We start from the raw sequence: 19,668 nt of genomic DNA on the forward strand, positions 1-19,668 counted from the left end.
TGTTTATGATTAACAGCCTCCGCTTTTAGTTGAATCTTATGTTTTGTACTGATATAATTCAGAATAGTGTACATGTGTCGATTAACAGGAGTGAACTGAAATGAACCGTGAAGAAAAAATAAAAAGACAGCAGAAAATAAGAAATTTCTCGATTATTGCCCACATCGATCATGGGAAATCTACTTTAGCGGATCGGATTTTAGAAAAGACAAATGCTCTAACTTCTCGTGAAATGAAAGAGCAACTGCTTGATTCGATGGACCTTGAGCGTGAGCGAGGAATTACGATCAAGTTAAATGCTGTTCAATTAAATTATAAAGCTAAAAATGGTGAAGATTACATATTTCATCTAATTGATACCCCAGGGCATGTAGATTTTACATACGAAGTTTCGCGTAGTCTTGCAGCATGTGAGGGAGCTGTTCTCGTTGTAGATGCTGCACAAGGGATAGAAGCACAAACATTAGCAAATGTTTATCTTGCGTTAGATAATGATTTGGAAATATTACCAGTCATTAATAAAATTGACCTTCCTGCAGCTGACCCTGAAAGAGTACGTCAAGAAGTAGAAGACGTCATCGGTTTAGATGCTTCTGAAGCAGTGTTAGCTTCTGCAAAAGCCGGAATAGGAATAGAAGACATTTTGGAACAAGTGGTAGAAAAGGTACCAGCGCCTCAAGGTGATCCCGATGCCCCATTAAAAGCGTTGATTTTCGATTCTTTATACGATGCTTATAGAGGTGTCGTTGCATACATTCGTGTTGTAGAAGGATCTATTAAAAAAGGCGATAAAATCAAAATGATGGCAACAGGAAAAGAATTTGAAGTAAATGAAATTGGTGTGTTTACACCGAAATCAACTCCTCGTGATATATTGACGGTAGGAGATGTTGGCTTTTTAACCGCTTCAATCAAAAACGTCGGAGATACACGAGTTGGGGATACGATAACAAGCGCTGTTACCCCTGCAGATACAGCACTACCAGGGTATCGTAAGTTAAACCCAATGGTATATTGTGGACTATATCCAATTGATTCTGCTAAATATAATGATTTACGTGAAGCCTTAGAAAAATTAGAATTAAACGATTCTGCTTTACAATATGAACCAGAGACATCTCAAGCATTAGGATTTGGTTTCCGTTGTGGGTTCTTAGGTTTACTTCATATGGAAATTATTCAAGAGCGTATCGAACGTGAATTCAAAATTGATTTAATTACAACTGCACCAAGTGTAATTTATGATGTTCACTTAACAGATGGTGAGATAATGAAAGTGGATAACCCATCCGCAATGCCAGACCCACAAACCGTTTTGAAAATTGAAGAACCATATGTGAAATCAACCATTATGGTTCCAAACGATTATGTTGGGGCTGTGATGGAATTATGCCAAAGTAAACGAGGTATTTTCATTGACATGCAATATTTAGATGAAACCCGCGTAAGCATTATTTATGAAATTCCTCTATCTGAAATCGTTTATGACTTCTTTGATCAGCTCAAATCAAGTACAAAAGGGTACGCTTCATTTGATTACGAGCTGATTGGTTATAAAGAGTCACGCCTTGTTAAGATGGATATTTTATTAAACACTGAACAAGTCGATGCTTTGAGTTTTATTGTCCACCGAGACTTTGCTTATGAGCGAGGGAAAGTGATTGTGGAGAAGCTTAAAGAGCTTATTCCTCGACAGCAGTTTGAAGTACCTATTCAAGCAGCAATTGGCAATAAAATAGTTGCTCGTTCCACCATTAAAGCGATGAGAAAAAATGTGTTAGCTAAATGTTATGGTGGAGACATTTCACGTAAACGTAAACTTCTTGAAAAACAGAAAGAAGGAAAGAAACGGATGAAACAAGTTGGTTCTGTTGAAGTACCACAAGAAGCGTTTATGGCCGTCTTAAATCTGGACGACAATTCTAATAAGTAAATAAAAAGAGGGGGAAAGCATTAGCTTCCACCCCTTTTTTCTATGTAGGATAAATAGATTTTTACGTATTAATAGAAAGTGTATGGCGAGTATGATTTTTTTCCACGAATTAGTGAAAGAACCACTTTGCCACGTTCTAATTTTATTTAAAAGAGAGGGAAGAAAATGATTTCTTCTGCATATATTCATATTCCATTTTGTCAACACATTTGTCACTATTGCGATTTCAATAAAGTATATTTAAAAGGGCAACCGGTAAATGAATATTTATCGTTCTTAGATTTAGAAATGCAGTTAACTTTACAAAAATTCCCTTCTGATATAGTGAAAACAATCTTTGTTGGAGGTGGAACACCGACTGCATTAAGTGCAGTACAACTTGATGTTCTTTGCCAAAGTATTCGACGTCATTTACCTTTTGATCAAGGTGAGTTTACATTTGAAGCGAATCCTGGAGAATTAACGGAAGATAAACTATTGGTATTACAAAAACATGGCGTCAATCGACTAAGCTTCGGAGTTCAATCTTTTAATAATGATTTATTAAAGAAAATAGGACGGACGCATACAGTTGAAGAGGTATATTCATCCATTTCTACCGCTAAGGCTATTGGATTTGAAAATATTAGTATCGATTTAATCTATAGTTTGCCAACTCAAACATTGTCTGATTTTGAAGAGACTATCAACATGGCCTTAGAGTTAGATTTGCCCCATTATTCTAGCTATAGCCTAATCGTAGAACCTAAAACCGTTTTTTATAATTTAATGCAAAAAGGCAGGCTTTCTTTACCTAGTCAAGACAAAGAGGCTGAAATGTACGAGTTATTAATGGAAAAAATGCACAAACATGGCTTGCATCAATATGAAATTAGTAATTTTGCGAAAGCGGGTTATGAGAGTAAGCATAATTTAGTTTATTGGAATAACGAGGAATACTATGGGTTTGGAGCTGGTTCGCACGGGTATATGAATGGAATTCGACGCTCTAATTATGGACCATTAAAAAAATACATGGATCCATTAAAGGAACGAACCCTTCCTTTTATTGAAGAGAACATCGTGACAAAGCAAGAAAAAATGGAAGAAGAAATGTTTTTAGGGCTAAGGAAAATAGAAGGGGTATCGAAACAAAAATTCGAACATAAATATGGCTTAGATGTTAAGGAAGTTTTTCCATCATCCATTAACAAGTTAGTAAGCCAAGGGTTACTTAAGGAACAGGATGACTTTTTAAAGCTAACAAAGCAGGGAAAGCTTTTAGGAAACGAAGTGTTCCAATCTTTTTTACAATAAGCTCAAACCATTGACAGTTGATTGTCATTTTGATAATTTATTATTAGATTTAGCACTCGGGAAGAAAGAGTGCTAACAGAGGTGATGAATAATGTTAACGGATCGCCAATTATTGATCTTGCAAATTATCATTGATGATTTTATTTATTCTGCTCAACCTGTGGGATCAAGAAGCTTATCAAAGAAGGAAGATTTAGAATACAGCTCTGCTACGATCCGCAATGAAATGGCGGATTTAGAAGAATTGGGCTTTATTGAAAAAACTCATACATCTTCTGGGCGCGTCCCTTCTGAAAAGGGCTATCGATATTATGTTGATCATTTACTTTCTCCCCACAAGCTAGATCAAAATGACATGCAGGAAATACAATCTGTTTTCGCAGAAAGAATATTTGAAATGGAAAAGGTTGTCCAAAAGTCAGCCGGTATCCTTTCAGATTTGACCAATTATACGGCCATTGCTTTAGGCCCGTATGTACGTGAGAATAAAGTGAAAAGTCTTCAAATTGTTCCACTAAACTCGAAAACAGCCATTGCCATTATTGTCACCAATACGGGTCATGTTGAAAATAAAATGTTTACACTCCCTGTTGGAGTAGATTCAAGTGATTTAGAAAAAATGGCCAATATTTTAAATGAACGATTAGTAGGTATTCCGCTCGTAGATTTGCATGACAAAATCTATAAGGAAGTGGCTGTCCTTCTAAAACAACATATTCAACGTTATGATAAAATGTTGCTGTCCATTTCAGAAGCACTAAACATACCGTTAAATGAGAAGCTATTCTTTGGCGGTAAAACGAATATGCTAAATCAACCTGAATTTCATGATGTCAACAAAGTAAAAAAGCTATTTAACATGATTGAACAAGAGCAGGGATTTTATAAAATCATTCGACAGCTACCGTATGGTATTCAAGTGAAAATCGGGAAAGAAAATGATGCAAGCGCTATGGAAGATTGTAGTTTGATTTCAGCTTCTTATTCAATTGGGGATAATCAAGTGGGAACCATAGCCATTTTAGGCCCAACTCGAATGGAATACTCACGAGTCATTAGCCTTCTTAACTTGATTACAACAGATATGTCAAAAGCATTAACGAAGCTGTATCAAAGCGAATGAGACTGGAAATATTGGTAAAGATAAGCGATAGCTAATCCCCTGTCCTTTCAAACAGGGGCTTAAAACTTGCATAACTTTTCATAAAGAATCGAAATTTCCTTTCAAGGAGGTGATACACATGAATGAAGAAACAAAAAATGAACAGCAACAAGTTGAAGACGTTGACGTTAAGTCTGATGAAGTTGTTGAACCGATTTTTGATGAAGTAAACGAAGACGAGGTTCAACCTGAAAGCTCTTCTTCAGTAGTAGTGGAATTGGAAGAGAAACTAGAAGAAGCTGAAGCACGTTATCTTCGACTTCGCGCTGATTTTGATAACTTCCGTCGCCGCGTGACATTAGACCGTGAGGCGAGTGAAAAATATAGAGCTCAAAGTGTCATTTCTGACATTCTCCCAGCACTAGACAATTTCGAGCGAGCGTTAAAAATGCAAGCGGATAATGAGCAAACGAAATCCCTTCTTCAAGGAATGGAGATGGTTTACCGAAGCTTGGTAGACGCATTAAATAAAGAAGGACTAGAGGCTATTGAAGCAGTCGATCAACCTTTTGACCCAAACTTGCATCAAGCTGTAATGCAAGCCGAAGAAGCAGGAAAAGAAAGTAATATTGTACTTGAAGAGTTTCAAAAAGGATTTAAGTTAAAGGATCGTGTTATACGACCATCCATGGTAAAAGTAAACCAATAAAACTTACATATAGACATAAAAGGAGGAAAAAAACATGAGCAAAATTATAGGGATTGACTTAGGTACAACAAACTCATGTGTAGCGGTCCTAGAAGGTGGAGAACCAAAGGTTATTCCAAATCCTGAAGGAGGACGTACTACACCGTCAGTAGTTGCGTTCAAAAACGAGGAAAAACAAGTAGGTGAGGTTGCTAAACGCCAAGCCATCACAAATCCAAATACGATTATATCTGTAAAACGTCATATGGGAACAAGCCATAAAATCGAAGCAGAAGGAAAAGAATATACACCACAAGAAATCTCAGCAATGATTTTACAATATATTAAAGGCTATGCTGAAGATTATTTAGGTGAAAAAGTAGAAAAAGCTGTTATTACAGTACCAGCTTATTTCAATGATGCAGAGCGTCAAGCAACGAAAGATGCGGGAAAAATTGCTGGCCTAGAAGTAGAGCGTATTATTAATGAGCCGACAGCTGCAGCTCTTGCGTATGGCTTGGATAAAATGGAAGAAGATCAAACGATTCTTGTATATGATTTAGGAGGAGGTACTTTTGACGTTTCTATCCTAGAATTAGGAGATGGCGTTTTTGAAGTACGTTCTACAGCGGGAGACAATCGTCTTGGTGGAGATGACTTTGACCAAGTTATTATTGACTACCTTGTAGCTGAATTCAAAAAAGATAATGGCATTGACCTTTCGAAAGATAAGATGGCTCTTCAACGTTTAAAGGATGCAGCTGAAAAAGCTAAAAAAGATCTTTCTGGTGTAACTTCAACACAAGTATCACTACCATTCATCACTGCTGGTGAAGCTGGTCCATTGCATTTAGAAGTGACCCTTTCTCGTGCTAAATTTGAGGAACTTTCCGCTGATTTAGTTGAAAGAACAATGATTCCAACTCGTCAAGCTTTAAAAGATGCAGGCCTTTCTTCATCTGAATTAGATAAAGTCATTCTTGTTGGTGGTTCAACACGTATTCCGGCTGTGCAAGAGGCTATCAAAAAAGCAACAGGTAAAGAGCCTCATAAAGGAGTAAACCCTGATGAAGTCGTAGCTATGGGTGCTTCAATTCAAGGTGGTGTACTAACTGGAGATGTAAAAGACGTTGTTCTACTTGACGTAACACCATTATCATTAGGAATTGAAACAATGGGTGGAGTGTCTACGAAACTTATTGACAGAAACACGACAATTCCTACGTCTAAACAACAAGTCTTCTCTACTGCTGCTGATAATCAAACGGCTGTTGATATTCACGTATTACAAGGTGAACGCCCAATGGCTAGTGACAATAAAACACTTGGCCGTTTCCAATTAACTGACATTCCTCCAGCACCGAGAGGAGTACCACAAATCGAAGTGAAATTTGATATCGATAAAAATGGTATTGTGAATGTTACAGCGAAAGATATGGGAACTGGAAAAGAACAAAATATTACGATTCAAGCTTCTTCTGGCCTTTCTGATGAAGAAATCGATCGTATGGTAAAAGAAGCCGAAGAAAATGCAGATGCTGATAAAGCACGTAAAGAAGAAGTTGATCTTCGAAACGAAGCGGATCAGTTAGTGTTTACTACGGAGAAGACGTTAAAGGATCTAGAAGGAAAAGTAGAGGAAGCAGAAGTGAAAAAAGCGGAGGAAGCAAAGGCAGCGTTGTCGGAAGCTATTGAGAAAGATGATTTAGCTGAAATCCGCGAGAAAAAAGACGCCCTTCAAGAAATTGTCCAAGCGCTTTCCATGAAGTTGTATGAAGAGGCAGCTCAGCAAGCACAAGCAGCTCAAGGAGCAGAAGGTGCTTCAGAAGGTAAAAAAGACGATAATGTTGTTGACGCAGACTTTGAAGAAGTTAACGACGACAAATAAAAACGGCTGACAAATAGAAAAGTCAAAGTCAGGACATTCTTGGCTTTGACTTTTTATTTAGGAGAAGAATATATTTTAAGAATAGAAGCAAAGGGAGAATAAAGCAGTACGCTTACTAATTAAGTAAGCTAGCGCCTGAAATGAAGGATATAAAGGGTATTAAAACCGTTTAAGACATTCCGCCAGGTGTTTGAATGCCTAGTTCATGAGGACTATCACTGCTTTTATTCTTGAAATTATTTTTTTTTGTGTGTTAAAATAACCTTTATGTGAAAGGAAACGGGAGTGTTGATCTGATGAGTAAGAGGGATTATTATGAGGTATTAGGTGTGGGGAACAATGCTTCTCAAGATGAGATAAAAAAGTCTTATCGAAAACTATCTAAAAAATACCATCCAGATATCAATAAAGCAGCTGATGCTGCTGATAAATTTAAAGAAGTAAAAGAAGCTTATGAAACATTAAGCGATGATCAGAAGCGTGCCCATTATGATCAATTTGGTCATACAGATCCAAACCAAGGATTTGGTGGAGGAGCAGGTGCTGGTTTCGGCGGCTTCGAAGATATCTTTAACTCTTTCTTTGGAGGGGGAGGAAGACGACGTGATCCTAATGCCCCACAACAAGGTGCAGATCTTCAGTACACAATGACTCTATCATTTGAAGATGCTGTTTTTGGAAAAGAAACAGAAGTTGAGATACCTCGAGAAGAAACATGTAATACATGTGATGGTAGTGGTGCTAAACCAGGTACACATCCTGAAACATGCTCACACTGTCAAGGAAAAGGCCAGTTAAATGTCGAGCAAGATACTCCATTTGGTCGAATTGTAAATCGTCGTGTATGTCACTACTGTGAAGGAACTGGAAAACAGATTAAGAACAAATGTACGACTTGCGGAGGAAAAGGAAAAGTCAAAAAACGTCGCAAAATTAACGTGAAAATTCCAGCGGGAATTGACGATGGTCAACAGCTACGAGTACCAGGTCAAGGAGAACCTGGAGTCAATGGGGGACCAACTGGAGATCTATACGTTGTCTTCCACGTAAAATCTCATGATTTCTTTGAAAGAGATGGAGATGACATCTACTGTGAAATGCCAATCCATTTCCCACAAGCTACACTTGGTGATGAAATCCAAGTTCCAACACTTCATGGAAAAGTGAAGCTTAAAATCCCGGCTGGAACTCAAACTGGAACTCGTTTCCGTTTGAAAGGAAAAGGTGTGCCGAATGTAAGAGGATACGGGCAAGGAGATCAGCACATCATAGTCAAAGTTGTGACACCAACAAAATTATCAGAGAAGCAAAAGTCGTTATTGCGTGAATTTGCTGACCTTAGCGGTGGCATACCTGATGAGCAAAATCATAGTATTTTTGACAAAGTAAAAAGAGCCTTTAAAGGTGAATAATTGAAATGGAGTTGGTAGAGCAATGAAATGGTCTGAAATAAGTATTCATACGACAAATGAAGCGATTGAACCAGTTTCTAATATTTTACATGAAGCAGGTGCTAGCGGAGTCGTCATTGAGGATCCGTTTGATCTAATTAAAGAAAGAGAAGATCAATTTGGTGAGCTCTACCAGCTCAATCCAAATGATTACCCAGTAGAAGGGGTCATTGTGAAAGCATATTTACCCGTAAACAGCTTCTTAGGTGAAACGGTTGAAGAAATTAAACTTGCGATAAATAATTTAATGTCTTATAACATCGATGTTGGCCATAACAAAGTAGAAATTTCAGAAGTGAATGAAGAAGAGTGGGCGACTGCTTGGAAGAAATATTATCACCCTGTTAAGATATCGGAACGTTTTACCATTGTTCCAACTTGGGAGAACTATAAACCGGTTTCAAGTGATGAATTGATCATTGAATTAGATCCTGGAATGGCTTTTGGAACAGGGACTCACCCGACAACTGTTATGTGCATTCAAGCACTTGAACGAACGGTGAAAAAAGGTGATGAGATTATCGATGTTGGCACAGGCTCAGGGGTATTGAGCATCGCCTCAGCCATGCTTGGAGGAAAGGCAGTTCAAGCTTTAGATCTAGATGAAGTAGCTGTTCGATCGGCACGATTAAATATAAAACTAAATAAAGTACATGATGTCGTTTCCGTTTCTCAAAATAACCTATTAGAAGGCATCGATGGGCAAAAAGACGTAATCGTAGCCAATATATTAGCAGAGATTATTCTTCGTTTTACTGACGATTCCTTTAATCTTGTCAAACCTGGTGGCTATTTTATTACATCTGGTATTATTCAACCGAAAAAGCAAGAGGTGAAGGATGCACTCATTCATGCAGGGTTTGAAATAGAAGAAATTTTGTTGATGGAAGATTGGGTTGCAATCATCGCAAAGCGCCCAGAAAAAGAAGCTCTTTGAGGTGAATGAAATGCAACGATATTTTGTAAACACCCATGCAAATGATCAAGGGACTTTTAAAGTCGAACATGAAGATGCCCATCATATGTTAAAAGTGATGAGGATGAAACCGGGGGATTGTTTTTTTAGTGTATTTCTGAATGGGCAATCTGCTTTGGCAAAAATAGTTGAGATTACCAGTGAATCCGTTATCGCTTCCGTTATAGAATGGAAGGATGAAGACAAAGAGCTTCCAGTAGGCGTAACCATTGTGAGCGGGCTGCCGAAAGGGGATAAGCTTGAATATGTCATTCAAAAGGGAACAGAGCTAGGGGCAGCTAGGTTTATCCCTTTTAAAGCCGATCGCTCTATTGTGAAATGGGACGCTAAAAAAGCGTCGAAAAAACGGGACAGATGGGAGAAAATTGCGAAGGAAGCTGCTGAGCAATCCCACCGTACCATAGTTCCGACCATTGATGAACCACAGACCTTGCAAGAGCTTGTGGCAATTAGTCAAAACTATGACCATAAGCTCATTGCTTATGAGGAAGCTGCAAAGGAAGGAGAGTATTCCGTTCTTGCTACTAAGTTAGCGAATGTTTCTCCTGGTGACAGTCTTCTCTTTGTTTTTGGGCCAGAAGGTGGTCTATCAACAGATGAAGTAGTACACCTTAAAGAGAATGGCTTCCAAGCCTGTGGTCTTGGTCCTAGAATATTACGAACGGAAACAGCACCACTTTATGCTTTATCTGCAATATCATTTAAATTTGAACTAATGAGGTGATGAACATGCCGACTGTCGCTTTTCACACACTAGGCTGTAAAGTAAATCATTATGAAACAGAAGCGATTTGGCAGTTGTTTAAAGAGAATCAATACGAACGTGTTGATTTTGAAAAATCATCAGATGTTTACGTAATCAATACATGTACGGTTACGAATACAGGTGACAAGAAAAGTCGTCAAGTCATTCGTCGAGCGATTCGTAAAAACCCTGATGCTGTCATATGTGTAACAGGATGTTATGCACAAACTTCTCCTGCCGAGATTATGGCTATTCCAGGAGTTGATATTGTTGTAGGAACGCAAGATCGCCATAAATTAATTGAGTATATTGATCAATATAAACAAGAGAGACAACCGATTAATGCGGTTCGAAATATAATGAAAAACCGTGTATATGAAGAATTAGATGTACCAGCATTTACAGATCGTACGAGAGCTTCTTTAAAAATTCAAGAAGGTTGTAACAACTTCTGTACTTTTTGTATCATTCCGTGGGCGCGCGGATTAATGCGTTCTCGTGAACCACAAGAAGTAATAAAGCAGGCACAACAACTTGTAGATGCAGGCTATAAAGAAATCGTATTAACAGGTATTCACACGGGTGGATATGGTGAAGATATGAAGGACTACAACCTTGCTATGCTATTAACCGATCTAGAGAAGCAAGTAAAAGGGTTAAAACGAATTCGTATATCGTCCATTGAAGCAAGTCAACTGACGGATGAAGTGATTGAAGTTATCGATCGTTCTAAATTGGTAGTGCGTCATCTTCACGTCCCACTTCAGTCGGGCTCAAATACAGTACTAAAACGGATGAGAAGAAAATACACGATGGAATTTTTTGGGGAGCGTCTTGATAAACTGAAAAAGGCACTGCCTGGCCTCGCTGTAACTTCTGACGTTATCGTAGGTTTCCCAGGGGAAACGGAAGAAGAATTTATGGAGACGTACAATTTTATTAAAAAGCATAAATTCTCTGAGTTACATGTGTTCCCATATTCTAAACGGACAGGTACACCGGCTGCGCGTATGGATGATCAAGTTGATGAAGAAATAAAAAATGAGCGTGTCCACCGCTTAATTTCTCTTTCCAATCAATTGGCGAAAGAATACAGCTCTCAGTTTGAAGGAGAAGTTCTAGAAGTTATTCCTGAAGAGCGATTCAAAAATGATAGAGAAAGTGGATTATATGAAGGGTACTCCGATAATTATTTAAAAGTAGTTTTCCCAGCAACTGAAGATATGGTAGGGAAACTTGTGAAAGTAAAAATTACGAAAGCGGGTTACCCGCATAATGAAGGTCAATTTGTTAGAATGTTGGACGAAGGAATACCTGACGAACAAACGGCGGTTATATAATATTTCTATACCTATATAAGCATTCATTTCCCTATCCAGTTTTGGATAGGGTTATTTTATGTTTTAGAAGATGAAATAAGGTAAATAATAGCGAAGAGCTCGTATTTTACGACAAAATTTGATATGATGGAGAGGTACGGACAACTGTCTGAAAGGAGAATGGAATATGACAAAAGAAATAGCAAAAATGATTGATCATACATTATTAAAAGCGGAGGCAACTACAGAGCAAATAGTAACTATTTGTGAGGAAGCAAGAGAATACTCGTTTGCATCAGTATGTGTGAATCCTACATGGGTACCGTTAGCAAGTGAGAAATTACAAGGCTCAGAAGTTAAGGTTTGTACGGTTATTGGCTTCCCTCTTGGTGCTAACACGCCTGAAACAAAAGCCTTTGAAACAAAGAATGCGATTGAAAATGGCGCTACGGAAGTAGATATGGTAATCAATCTTAGTGCTTTAAAAAGTGGAGACTTAAACCTTGTAGAGCGAGATATTCGTGCAGTTGTAGATGCAGCAAAAGGAAAAGCATTAACGAAAGTTATCATTGAAACTTGCTTGTTAACAGATGAAGAAAAAGTAACGGCTTGTGAGCTGGCTGTCAAAACAGGTGCAGATTATGTGAAAACTTCTACAGGCTTCTCAACAGGTGGTGCAACACCAGAAGATGTTGCATTAATGAGAAAAACTGTAGGGCCAGATATCGGAGTGAAAGCATCAGGTGGAGTACGAAATGTTGCGGATGCTGAAGCTGTGATTAAAGCAGGAGCTACTCGAATTGGAGCGAGCTCTGGTGTGAAAATTGTTCAAGGCTTAACAAGCGATTCGGACTATTAAGGGTTAAAAAGTAGATTCTTCTGGATCTTGTAATGAATTGATACGTAATTTTAAGGCATGAGCATGGAAAACCGTGACTCATGCCTTTTCTATTTTTTATAAATGACAAAATGTAAAATAGGAAAGTTCCTTAGGAAATTTTGTTGGAATGCAGAAATAAAATAAATGACTGAAATGGCTTAATAAAAGGCAGTACAATAAGAGAAGTCACAACATTAAAGAGGACACTTGCATGAGCGAGCTGAATAGCAGGATCCGAGCTTAATTGTTGACTTATACTACCGAGATAAGACGTAAATGGTAGGCAAGCACCTACGCTAATAATATTTAGCCAAACATGAACCCAAGCCGTTAATCTTGCATCCTCTCCGCTTCCGATACTTGCAATCATACCGGTAATACACGTGCCAATATTTGCTCCAAGCATAATCAAAATACCTTCATTAATTCCGATATTTTGAGTTGAAAGTAAGCTCATTGCTAACACAGTAGTGGCTGTACTTGATTGAACGATACTAGAGAAAATAATGCCGATAAATAAAGCTAATAATGGATAAAGCTTCATGGAATTAATCATAGACAAAAACCATTTACTATTGCTTAAGCTTGCAGAAAGAGATTCAAACCCTGTCATTGATAACAGAATAATTGCTAAACCTATGCAAATAATCCCGCTACTTATTAAATTTTTTTCCTTAAATAATGTAAGGCATATGCCGATAATAAGTAAAGGAACACTCAGTTGTTTAACTGAGAAGGACAGAAATTCTAAAGTTAAAGTCGTTCCAATATTTGTACCAAGAATGATGCCGATGGATTGGTAAAAAGAAAGGATACCTGTTGACACAAAACCAATTGTCATAACAGTTACAATTGAACTGCTTTGTAATAATCCCGTACAAATCGTACCTGTTATAAGCCCTCTGACCGATGTTTTTGTGTAGTGTTGAAGCCAGTGGTTCATTGAATCCCCAGCGATTCTAAATAACCCTTCTCTTAAAATAATCATGCCAACTATAAAGGAACCTACTAATAAAATTAATGAACCTAAGGTCACCATCAAATTCCCCCTTTTCCAAATATATATGGACAAATTGTAGGATAGATGTGGAGTGTTAGGGAAGAATTATGAATAGCTGTTGACCTCAACCCATGCTTATATTATAATGACAAAGTACATGGGATTTTTTCATGTTGAACATGTAGCGTAGTGTGTTCGGAGGGAGGGAAAGAGAGATGTCAAAAACAGTTGTTCGTAAAAACGAATCGCTTGAAGATGCTCTTCGTCGCTTCAAACGTTCTGTATCAAAAACTGGAACTTTGCAAGAGTATAGAAAGCGCGAATTCTATGAAAAGCCTAGCGTAAAGCGTAAAAAGAAGTCTGAAGCTGCTAGAAAACGTAAGTTTTAATTAGAGAGGGTGTATCGATGAGTCTTCTCGAGCGTTTAAATCAAGATATGAAGCAAGCGATGAGAAACAAAGAAAAAGAAAAGCTTTCCGTAATCAGGATGCTTAAATCATCATTACAAAATGAAGCGATTAAGCTCGGGAATCCGGAGCTTACTGAAGACGAAGAGTTGACAGTCCTTTCTCGTGAAGTAAAGCAACGCAAAGACTCCCTCCATGAATTCGAGAAAGCCAATCGCGGCGATCTTGTGGAAAAAATTCAATCTGAATTAGCTTACGTAGAAATATATATGCCTAAGCAGCTTTCAGAAGAAGAGGTAGAAGTCATTGTTAAAGAAACAGTGATGGAAGTAAATGCTTCTTCAAAGGCTGAAATGGGAAAAGTGATGGGAGCTATCATGCCTAAAGTCAAAGGTAAGGCTGATGGAAATCTTGTCCAAAAAGTAGTTCAGAAGTTTTTATCCTGAAAAAAGACTGAGTAACAGCAAAACTGTTTCTCAGTCTTTTTTTCATTTTGTTCTTACAGTAAATATTTTATCTATAGTCCAAACATGATTGTTGATGAAGTGTCCCTGCTATCGATATAATATAAGGGGGACTATATTTTATAATTACATAATTCAAGTTTTTGAAACTAGGCGATGATTCATTCGTATAGGTATAATGAATCAAGAGAGAGGAGGAAATCAGATATGAAAAAAATAGTGCCAATTCTTTTACTATTAATGTCGATTGGCTTAATGGTCCCTGCTGCTTTATCTGCTCAGAATGAAAAAGTCGCTGTTGTTCCCCTTCATAATGAAGTTGAGAAAGGGTTGGCTCAGTTTCTAAAAAGAGCGGTTAATGAAGCAGAGGAAGCTGGGGCAGAGACGATCATTTTTGATATTGATACACCTGGGGGGCTTGTAGATGCAGCAGGTGATATCTCACAAATGTTACAAGACGTGAAGATGAAGAAAGTAGCTTTTGTCAATGATGAAGCCATATCAGCTGGAGCATTTCTCGCGTTGAATGCTGATGAAATATACATGGTACCTTCAGCACGAATGGGAGCTGCTGCAATTATTGACCAAGAAGGAAATACAGCTGGTAAGAAGGCTGAGAGTTACTGGTTGACAACAATGGAGACGGCAGCTGAGAATAGTGATAGAGACCCAATCTACGCACTGGCAATGGCCGATGAAGACATTGATTTACCTGATTTGAACGCCCCTAAGGGTAAATTGCTAACGTTAAATGCACAAAGTGCACTAGAGGTTGGCTATTCGAACGGGACAGTAAAGAATCTAGACGAGTTATTAACGGCTATTGGATTAGAAGATGCTGAACTTATATCTATTGAGGAATCCTTCGCTGAAAAATTAGCTCGTTTTATTACAAATCCCATCGTTGTTCCGATTTTATTGTCGATTGCAAGTTTAGGGTTTATAGTAGAACTGTATTCTCCTGGCATAGGAATACCTGGTGCAATGGGATTAACTGCTTTGCTGCTGTTTTTCTACGGACATCTTGTTGCAGGATTAGCGGGATTTGAATCGCTTATTTTGTTTGTTATAGGTGTCATTTTAATCATTGTAGAATTCTTTATACCGGGTGGTATTGCTGCAATCTTAGGTGTTGCTGCCATCATTGGAAGTATTATAATGGCAGGGGGAAATGTCGTATATATGGGGATTTCTTTACTTATTGCTTTATTTGTAGCTATTATAGCAATGGTAGTATTCGTAAAAGTATTTGGGAAAAAAATGAATCTATTTAATAAAATCATTTTAAAAGATTCAACAAGTACAGAAGGTGGATATGTAACGAATCTCACCCGTCATGAACTCATTGGTTTAGTTGGTATAACAACGACTCCGCTAAGACCAGCTGGGACGATGATGATTGATGATGAACGAATCGATGTTGTTTCTGAAGGTAGCTTTATTGCACAAAATGTTGAAGTAAAGGTCATAAAAACAGAAGGTGCAAGAATCATTGTTAGAGAACTTGTAAAAGATGAAGGAGGAAATTAGTTATGCCGTTAACACCCGAAACAATTTTTATTTTATTAGCTGTTGTCATTGGTGTAATTTTATTAGCTGTATTATTTACTTTTGTACCCGTTATGCTGTGGATTTCAGCATTAGCAGCTGGAGTGAGAATATCAATCTTTACGCTAATTGGGATGAGACTACGTCGAGTAATACCAAGTCGAGTCATTAATCCATTGATTAAGGCTTCCAAAGCAGGACTTAATGTTACAATCAATCAACTTGAAAGTCATTATTTGGCTGGAGGAAATGTTGATAGGGTTGTAAACGCTTTAATTGCTGCTCATCGTGCTAACATTGAATTAACGTTTGAACGTACAGCAGCCATTGATTTAGCTGGTCGTGATGTACTAGAAGCTGTACAAATGAGCGTTAATCCAAGCGTAATCGAAACTCCATTTATTGCAGGGGTAGCAATGGATGGAATTGAAGTGAAAGCAAAAGCAAGAATTACGGTCCGTGCCAATATTGATCGACTTGTTGGTGGTGCGGGAGAAGAAACAGTTATTGCCCGTGTAGGTGAAGGAATTGTTTCTACGATTGGTTCTTCTGACAATCATAAAAAAGTATTAGAAAACCCTGACTTAATCTCTCAAACTGTTTTAACGAAAGGTCTAGATGCAGGGACAGCCTTTGAAATTTTATCCATTGATATTGCTGATGTAGATATCGGTAAAAATATTGGGGCGGAACTTCAGACGGAGCAAGCAGAAGCAGATAAAAATATTGCGCAAGCGAAAGCCGAAGAAAGACGAGCGATGGCTGTAGCAAATGAACAGGAAATGAAAGCACGCGTTGAAGAAATGAGAGCGAAGGTTGTGGAAGCAGAAGCCGAAGTACCACTTGCAATGGCAGAAGCGCTTCGTTCAGGAAATATGGGTGTAATGGATTATATGAACCTTCGCAATATTGATGCAGATACTGAAATGAGAGATTCAATCGGTAAGATGACAGGTGAAGACAAAGATCAGGATATAGATAAAGAATAAGTGTATAAGTAAGACGATAATGAGTAGGAAGGAGGGGGACAATGGAAGCCATTATAATCGCTGTGATACTGTATATTTTAGGTAAAGTGTTTACTAGGCCGCAGGTAGAGGATCATCCCCCTGCCTCGCCTTCAGGACATCCACCTAAGCAAATGAACCAGCCGTTAGAAGATGCTACAGAACCAGTACGAGAAAAGCGACAGGGGTTAGAAAATCAACAAAAAAAGCGGCTTGAAAGTAAATTAGATGTAGCACGTCAGCTAACAGATGTTGCTGAGAAAAGACAACGTATTACAAAACAAGTAGAAACAGTGAAGAAACAAAAAAATAAAAAAAATGAAAAGAAACTATCTGTTCGTAAAAACGACCTTGTGAATGGAATTATCTTGTCGGAAGTACTTGGTCCACCAAGAGCAAAGCGAAAAAGAATTCGAAAATTTTAAGTGATGAATCCTCTTATAATCTCATAAATATGAGATGAAAGGGGGTTCTTTTTTTATGGCTAAAAAATTGATGCAACGATGGCGTCAATGGTTAACTAAGCACATGGACCTTCCAGAGGATGTCATGATGGACTTACCTAGAATAACCATGGTCGGACAGCTTCATATTTATATTGAAAATCATAATGGATTATTGTCCTTTACAGATAAAGAGGTTCGTTTGCTACTGAAACAAGGTCAATTATTAATAAAAGGGAAGAAATTAGTCATTAAAACAATTTTACCAGAAGAAATATTATTAGAAGGAAAAATTCAACAAGTATTGTATCTTGAAGAATCATAAGGGGGAAACATGTTGAAAAACCAATGGATGACATTTATGACTGGTAAAATAATTGTGAAAGTAACAGGTAAGGGGATTGAACGCTTAATAAATATCCTTATTAGAAGAGAAATATCAATATGGAATGTGAAGCGGGTTGGAACAGAAGCAGTCATTTTTACCTTTGCTCTTCAAGATTTGCATAGGTTCAGGCATGCTGTGCGTAAAAGTGAGTGTAAAGTTACCTTCCTTTTTGGACGCGGCATTCCTTTTATGTGGAAACGAACGAAGAAAAATAGTGGTTTTATGATAGGTGCCGGTTTATTTATTTTTACGATTATGCTGTTATCGAATATGGTATGGGACATAGAAGTGAATGGTGCTAGCCCTGAAACAGAGCATACACTAAAAAAAGCATTAACAGAAATGGGAATTAGGGCAGGGTCGTTTCAATTTTTGATACCTGACGCTGAATATATACAGGAAGAATTAACGATGAAAATGGACAATATAACATGGGTAGGCGTGGAGCTGAAAGGGACAACCTTTCATTTCCAGGTCGTTGAAAAAACGGCACCTGATGAAAAAGAAATGGCAGGACCTCAACATTTAGTAGCGACGAAAGCCGCCGTTGTTTCGAAGATATTCGTAGAGGAAGGCAAGGCAGAAGTGAAAGTTCACGAATATGTAAAAAAAGGACAAATTCTCGTCTCGGGATTAATAGGAAAAGAAGAACAACTTAAAGCCATTTCAGCTAAAGGTGAAATATTAGGAGAGACGTGGTATACGAGTACTGTTACGGTTCCTCTTGAAACAGAGTTTGATGTGTTAACGGGTGAGGAGAAAAAAAACTATTCCATTCAATTGGGTGACATATCAATCCCTATTTGGGGATTCAGCAAACCGGAATATTCCAACTATCAGGAAGAAGAAACAAGCAAGCATATCAAATTTTTAAAATGGCAGCTTCCGATAGCAGTTGATTCTAGGAGCTATAAAGAAAGTGAAGCAATTACAAGAATTTATACAAAAAAAGATGCAACCAAAGCGGCTCTTGAGTTAGCGAGAGAAGATCTACTATCCACTCTACCTCAGGATGTAAAGATATTAAATGAAAAAGTTTTGCATGCAAAAGAGGAGAATGGTAAAGTAAAGGTAAATATTCATTTTAAAGTACTTGAAAATATTGCAATCGGACAACCAATCATTCAAGGAGAGTTAGAATGACAGAAATGGTAAAAACAATCAATGTAACATTAACAAACCCAAGTGAGGCTTCTGCCCTTTTTGGAGCAGGAGATTCACATTTGAAAATTATTGAAGAGCAGCTTAACGTTACAATCATCTCACGAGGTGGTGATATCTTTGTATCAGGAGCAGATGAGGATGTTCAGGATACAAATAAGGTATTATCAACTTTATTAATTGTTCTACGAAAAGGGATATCTATAGGACCGAGAGATGTATTGTATGCAACAAAACTTGTTAAACAAGGTATTATAGAGTTTTTGATCGATTTGTATGAGGAAGAAATCACAAAAAATGCCAAAGGGCAAACAATCCGTGTAAAAACGTTAGGTCAACGACATTATATCTCTGCCATTAAGAAGAACGACCTTGTCTTTGGAATAGGGCCTGCTGGGACAGGGAAAACCTATTTAGCAGTTGTAATGGCTGTACGCGCGTTAAAAAATGGAGAGGTAAAAAAGATTATCTTAACCAGACCAGCAGTTGAAGCAGGTGAGAGTTTAGGTTTTCTACCTGGAGATTTAAAGGAGAAGGTAGATCCTTATTTACGTCCCTTATATGATGCTTTGCATGATGTACTAGGAACAGAGCAAACACAAAGGTTAATTGAACGAGGAACCATTGAAATCGCACCGCTAGCTTATATGAGAGGACGCACATTAGATGATGCGTTTGTGATATTAGATGAAGCACAAAACACGACAAGTGCTCAAATGAAAATGTTTCTAACTCGTTTAGGGTTTGGCTCAAAGATGGTTATTACAGGGGACCCATCTCAGTTAGACTTACCAAAAGGGGTTCAGTCTGGGTTGATACAGGCGGAATTCATATTAAAAAATGTATCAGGTATTTCATTTATTATACTTGAGCAAGGAGACGTTGTCAGACATCCACTCGTTGCTAAAGTCATTAATGCGTACCAAGATCACAAGTAGCCTGGATAGAATGTTCAGGTTTTTCTTTATGAAA

19 protein-coding genes are annotated in these 19,668 nt (G+C 37.9%); 18 read left to right on the forward strand and 1 reads right to left on the reverse strand.

Annotated elements, in window-relative coordinates; translation table 11 throughout:
• The first annotated feature begins 100 nt into the window (after positions 1-100).
• From lepA to deoC, 10 genes are all read left to right on the forward strand, one after another.
• Positions 101-1,933 (forward strand): translation elongation factor 4, encoded by a 1,833-nt coding sequence (gene lepA, locus WAK64_RS01705; RefSeq protein WP_336585187.1) that lies wholly within the window; start codon positions 101-103, stop codon positions 1,931-1,933.
• 165 nt (positions 1,934-2,098) lie between these two features.
• Entirely contained in the window at positions 2,099-3,229 is a 1,131-nt protein-coding gene (gene hemW, locus WAK64_RS01710; protein WP_336585188.1) for a radical SAM family heme chaperone HemW, read from the forward strand.
• Between the two features lie 91 nt (positions 3,230-3,320).
• Positions 3,321-4,352, forward strand: coding sequence for a heat-inducible transcriptional repressor HrcA (hrcA, locus tag WAK64_RS01715; RefSeq protein ID WP_336585189.1), 1,032 nt, complete (start codon positions 3,321-3,323; stop codon positions 4,350-4,352).
• A gap of 118 nt (positions 4,353-4,470) precedes the next feature.
• Entirely contained in the window at positions 4,471-5,040 is a 570-nt protein-coding gene (gene grpE, locus WAK64_RS01720; protein ID WP_336585190.1) for a nucleotide exchange factor GrpE, read from the forward strand.
• A gap of 34 nt (positions 5,041-5,074) precedes the next feature.
• Positions 5,075-6,907 (forward strand): molecular chaperone DnaK, encoded by a 1,833-nt coding sequence (dnaK, locus tag WAK64_RS01725; RefSeq protein WP_336585191.1) that lies wholly within the window; start codon positions 5,075-5,077, stop codon positions 6,905-6,907.
• 296 nt (positions 6,908-7,203) lie between these two features.
• Positions 7,204-8,319 (forward strand): molecular chaperone DnaJ, encoded by a 1,116-nt coding sequence (gene dnaJ / locus WAK64_RS01730; RefSeq protein ID WP_336585192.1) that lies wholly within the window; start codon positions 7,204-7,206, stop codon positions 8,317-8,319.
• A 22-nt stretch (positions 8,320-8,341) separates the two neighbouring features.
• Positions 8,342-9,295, forward strand: coding sequence for a 50S ribosomal protein L11 methyltransferase (prmA, locus tag WAK64_RS01735; RefSeq protein ID WP_336585193.1), 954 nt, complete (start codon positions 8,342-8,344; stop codon positions 9,293-9,295).
• Positions 9,296-9,305: 10 nt separating this feature from the next.
• Entirely contained in the window at positions 9,306-10,058 is a 753-nt protein-coding gene (locus WAK64_RS01740; protein ID WP_336585194.1) for a 16S rRNA (uracil(1498)-N(3))-methyltransferase, read from the forward strand.
• Positions 10,059-10,063: 5 nt separating this feature from the next.
• Positions 10,064-11,419 (forward strand): tRNA (N(6)-L-threonylcarbamoyladenosine(37)-C(2))-methylthiotransferase MtaB, encoded by a 1,356-nt coding sequence (gene mtaB, locus WAK64_RS01745; RefSeq protein ID WP_336585195.1) that lies wholly within the window; start codon positions 10,064-10,066, stop codon positions 11,417-11,419.
• 166 nt (positions 11,420-11,585) lie between these two features.
• Positions 11,586-12,257, forward strand: coding sequence for a deoxyribose-phosphate aldolase (gene deoC, locus WAK64_RS01750; RefSeq protein WP_336585196.1), 672 nt, complete (start codon positions 11,586-11,588; stop codon positions 12,255-12,257).
• A gap of 130 nt (positions 12,258-12,387) precedes the next feature.
• On the opposite strand, the gene WAK64_RS01755 is transcribed toward deoC, so the two are convergent.
• Positions 12,388-13,317 (reverse strand): Na/Pi symporter, encoded by a 930-nt coding sequence (locus WAK64_RS01755; RefSeq protein WP_336585197.1) that lies wholly within the window; start codon positions 13,315-13,317, stop codon positions 12,388-12,390.
• Positions 13,318-13,493: 176 nt separating this feature from the next.
• Between WAK64_RS01755 and rpsU the strand changes: the two genes are divergently transcribed.
• The 8 genes from rpsU to WAK64_RS01795 all read left to right on the forward strand — a co-directional run bounded on the left by rpsU (position 13,494) and on the right by WAK64_RS01795 (position 19,634).
• Positions 13,494-13,667, forward strand: coding sequence for a 30S ribosomal protein S21 (rpsU, locus tag WAK64_RS01760; RefSeq protein ID WP_006838418.1), 174 nt, complete (start codon positions 13,494-13,496; stop codon positions 13,665-13,667).
• Between the two features lie 17 nt (positions 13,668-13,684).
• A complete protein-coding gene (locus WAK64_RS01765; RefSeq protein ID WP_336585198.1) occupies positions 13,685-14,131 on the forward strand; it encodes a GatB/YqeY domain-containing protein in 447 nt (148 codons plus the stop codon).
• 225 nt (positions 14,132-14,356) lie between these two features.
• Complete coding sequence (locus WAK64_RS01770) at positions 14,357-15,679, forward strand: NfeD family protein (protein ID WP_336585199.1); 1,323 nt, start codon at positions 14,357-14,359, stop codon at positions 15,677-15,679.
• 2 nt (positions 15,680-15,681) lie between these two features.
• A complete protein-coding gene (floA, locus tag WAK64_RS01775; protein ID WP_336585200.1) occupies positions 15,682-16,686 on the forward strand; it encodes a flotillin-like protein FloA in 1,005 nt (334 codons plus the stop codon).
• Between the two features lie 41 nt (positions 16,687-16,727).
• Entirely contained in the window at positions 16,728-17,129 is a 402-nt protein-coding gene (locus tag WAK64_RS01780) for a hypothetical protein (RefSeq protein WP_336585201.1), read from the forward strand.
• 55 nt (positions 17,130-17,184) lie between these two features.
• Positions 17,185-17,472, forward strand: coding sequence for a sporulation protein YqfC (yqfC, locus tag WAK64_RS01785; RefSeq protein ID WP_336585202.1), 288 nt, complete (start codon positions 17,185-17,187; stop codon positions 17,470-17,472).
• Between the two features lie 9 nt (positions 17,473-17,481).
• A complete protein-coding gene (gene yqfD / locus WAK64_RS01790; protein WP_336585203.1) occupies positions 17,482-18,678 on the forward strand; it encodes a sporulation protein YqfD in 1,197 nt (398 codons plus the stop codon).
• Positions 18,675-19,634 (forward strand): PhoH family protein, encoded by a 960-nt coding sequence (locus WAK64_RS01795; RefSeq protein ID WP_336585204.1) that lies wholly within the window; start codon positions 18,675-18,677, stop codon positions 19,632-19,634. The genes yqfD and WAK64_RS01795 overlap by 4 nt, the downstream gene beginning before the upstream one ends.
• Positions 19,635-19,668 lie beyond the last annotated feature (34 nt).

The organism is Bacillus spongiae, from assembly GCF_037120725.1.
Classification (GTDB): domain Bacteria; phylum Bacillota; class Bacilli; order Bacillales; family Bacillaceae_K; genus Bacillus_CI; species Bacillus_CI spongiae.

Coding starts and splice junctions, on each gene's coding strand:
- lepA (WP_336585187.1), top strand. CDS start 101: ATGAACCGTGAAGAAAAAATAAAAAGACAGCAGAAAATAAGAAATTTC.
- hemW (WP_336585188.1), top strand. CDS start 2,099: ATGATTTCTTCTGCATATATTCATATTCCATTTTGTCAACACATTTGT.
- hrcA (WP_336585189.1), top strand. CDS start 3,321: ATGTTAACGGATCGCCAATTATTGATCTTGCAAATTATCATTGATGAT.
- grpE (WP_336585190.1), top strand. CDS start 4,471: ATGAATGAAGAAACAAAAAATGAACAGCAACAAGTTGAAGACGTTGAC.
- dnaK (WP_336585191.1), top strand. CDS start 5,075: ATGAGCAAAATTATAGGGATTGACTTAGGTACAACAAACTCATGTGTA.
- dnaJ (WP_336585192.1), top strand. CDS start 7,204: ATGAGTAAGAGGGATTATTATGAGGTATTAGGTGTGGGGAACAATGCT.
- prmA (WP_336585193.1), top strand. CDS start 8,342: ATGAAATGGTCTGAAATAAGTATTCATACGACAAATGAAGCGATTGAA.
- WAK64_RS01740 (WP_336585194.1), top strand. CDS start 9,306: ATGCAACGATATTTTGTAAACACCCATGCAAATGATCAAGGGACTTTT.
- mtaB (WP_336585195.1), top strand. CDS start 10,064: ATGCCGACTGTCGCTTTTCACACACTAGGCTGTAAAGTAAATCATTAT.
- deoC (WP_336585196.1), top strand. CDS start 11,586: ATGACAAAAGAAATAGCAAAAATGATTGATCATACATTATTAAAAGCG.
- WAK64_RS01755 (WP_336585197.1), bottom strand. CDS start 13,317: ATGGTGACCTTAGGTTCATTAATTTTATTAGTAGGTTCCTTTATAGTT.
- rpsU (WP_006838418.1), top strand. CDS start 13,494: ATGTCAAAAACAGTTGTTCGTAAAAACGAATCGCTTGAAGATGCTCTT.
- WAK64_RS01765 (WP_336585198.1), top strand. CDS start 13,685: ATGAGTCTTCTCGAGCGTTTAAATCAAGATATGAAGCAAGCGATGAGA.
- WAK64_RS01770 (WP_336585199.1), top strand. CDS start 14,357: ATGAAAAAAATAGTGCCAATTCTTTTACTATTAATGTCGATTGGCTTA.
- floA (WP_336585200.1), top strand. CDS start 15,682: ATGCCGTTAACACCCGAAACAATTTTTATTTTATTAGCTGTTGTCATT.
- WAK64_RS01780 (WP_336585201.1), top strand. CDS start 16,728: ATGGAAGCCATTATAATCGCTGTGATACTGTATATTTTAGGTAAAGTG.
- yqfC (WP_336585202.1), top strand. CDS start 17,185: ATGGCTAAAAAATTGATGCAACGATGGCGTCAATGGTTAACTAAGCAC.
- yqfD (WP_336585203.1), top strand. CDS start 17,482: ATGTTGAAAAACCAATGGATGACATTTATGACTGGTAAAATAATTGTG.
- WAK64_RS01795 (WP_336585204.1), top strand. CDS start 18,675: ATGACAGAAATGGTAAAAACAATCAATGTAACATTAACAAACCCAAGT.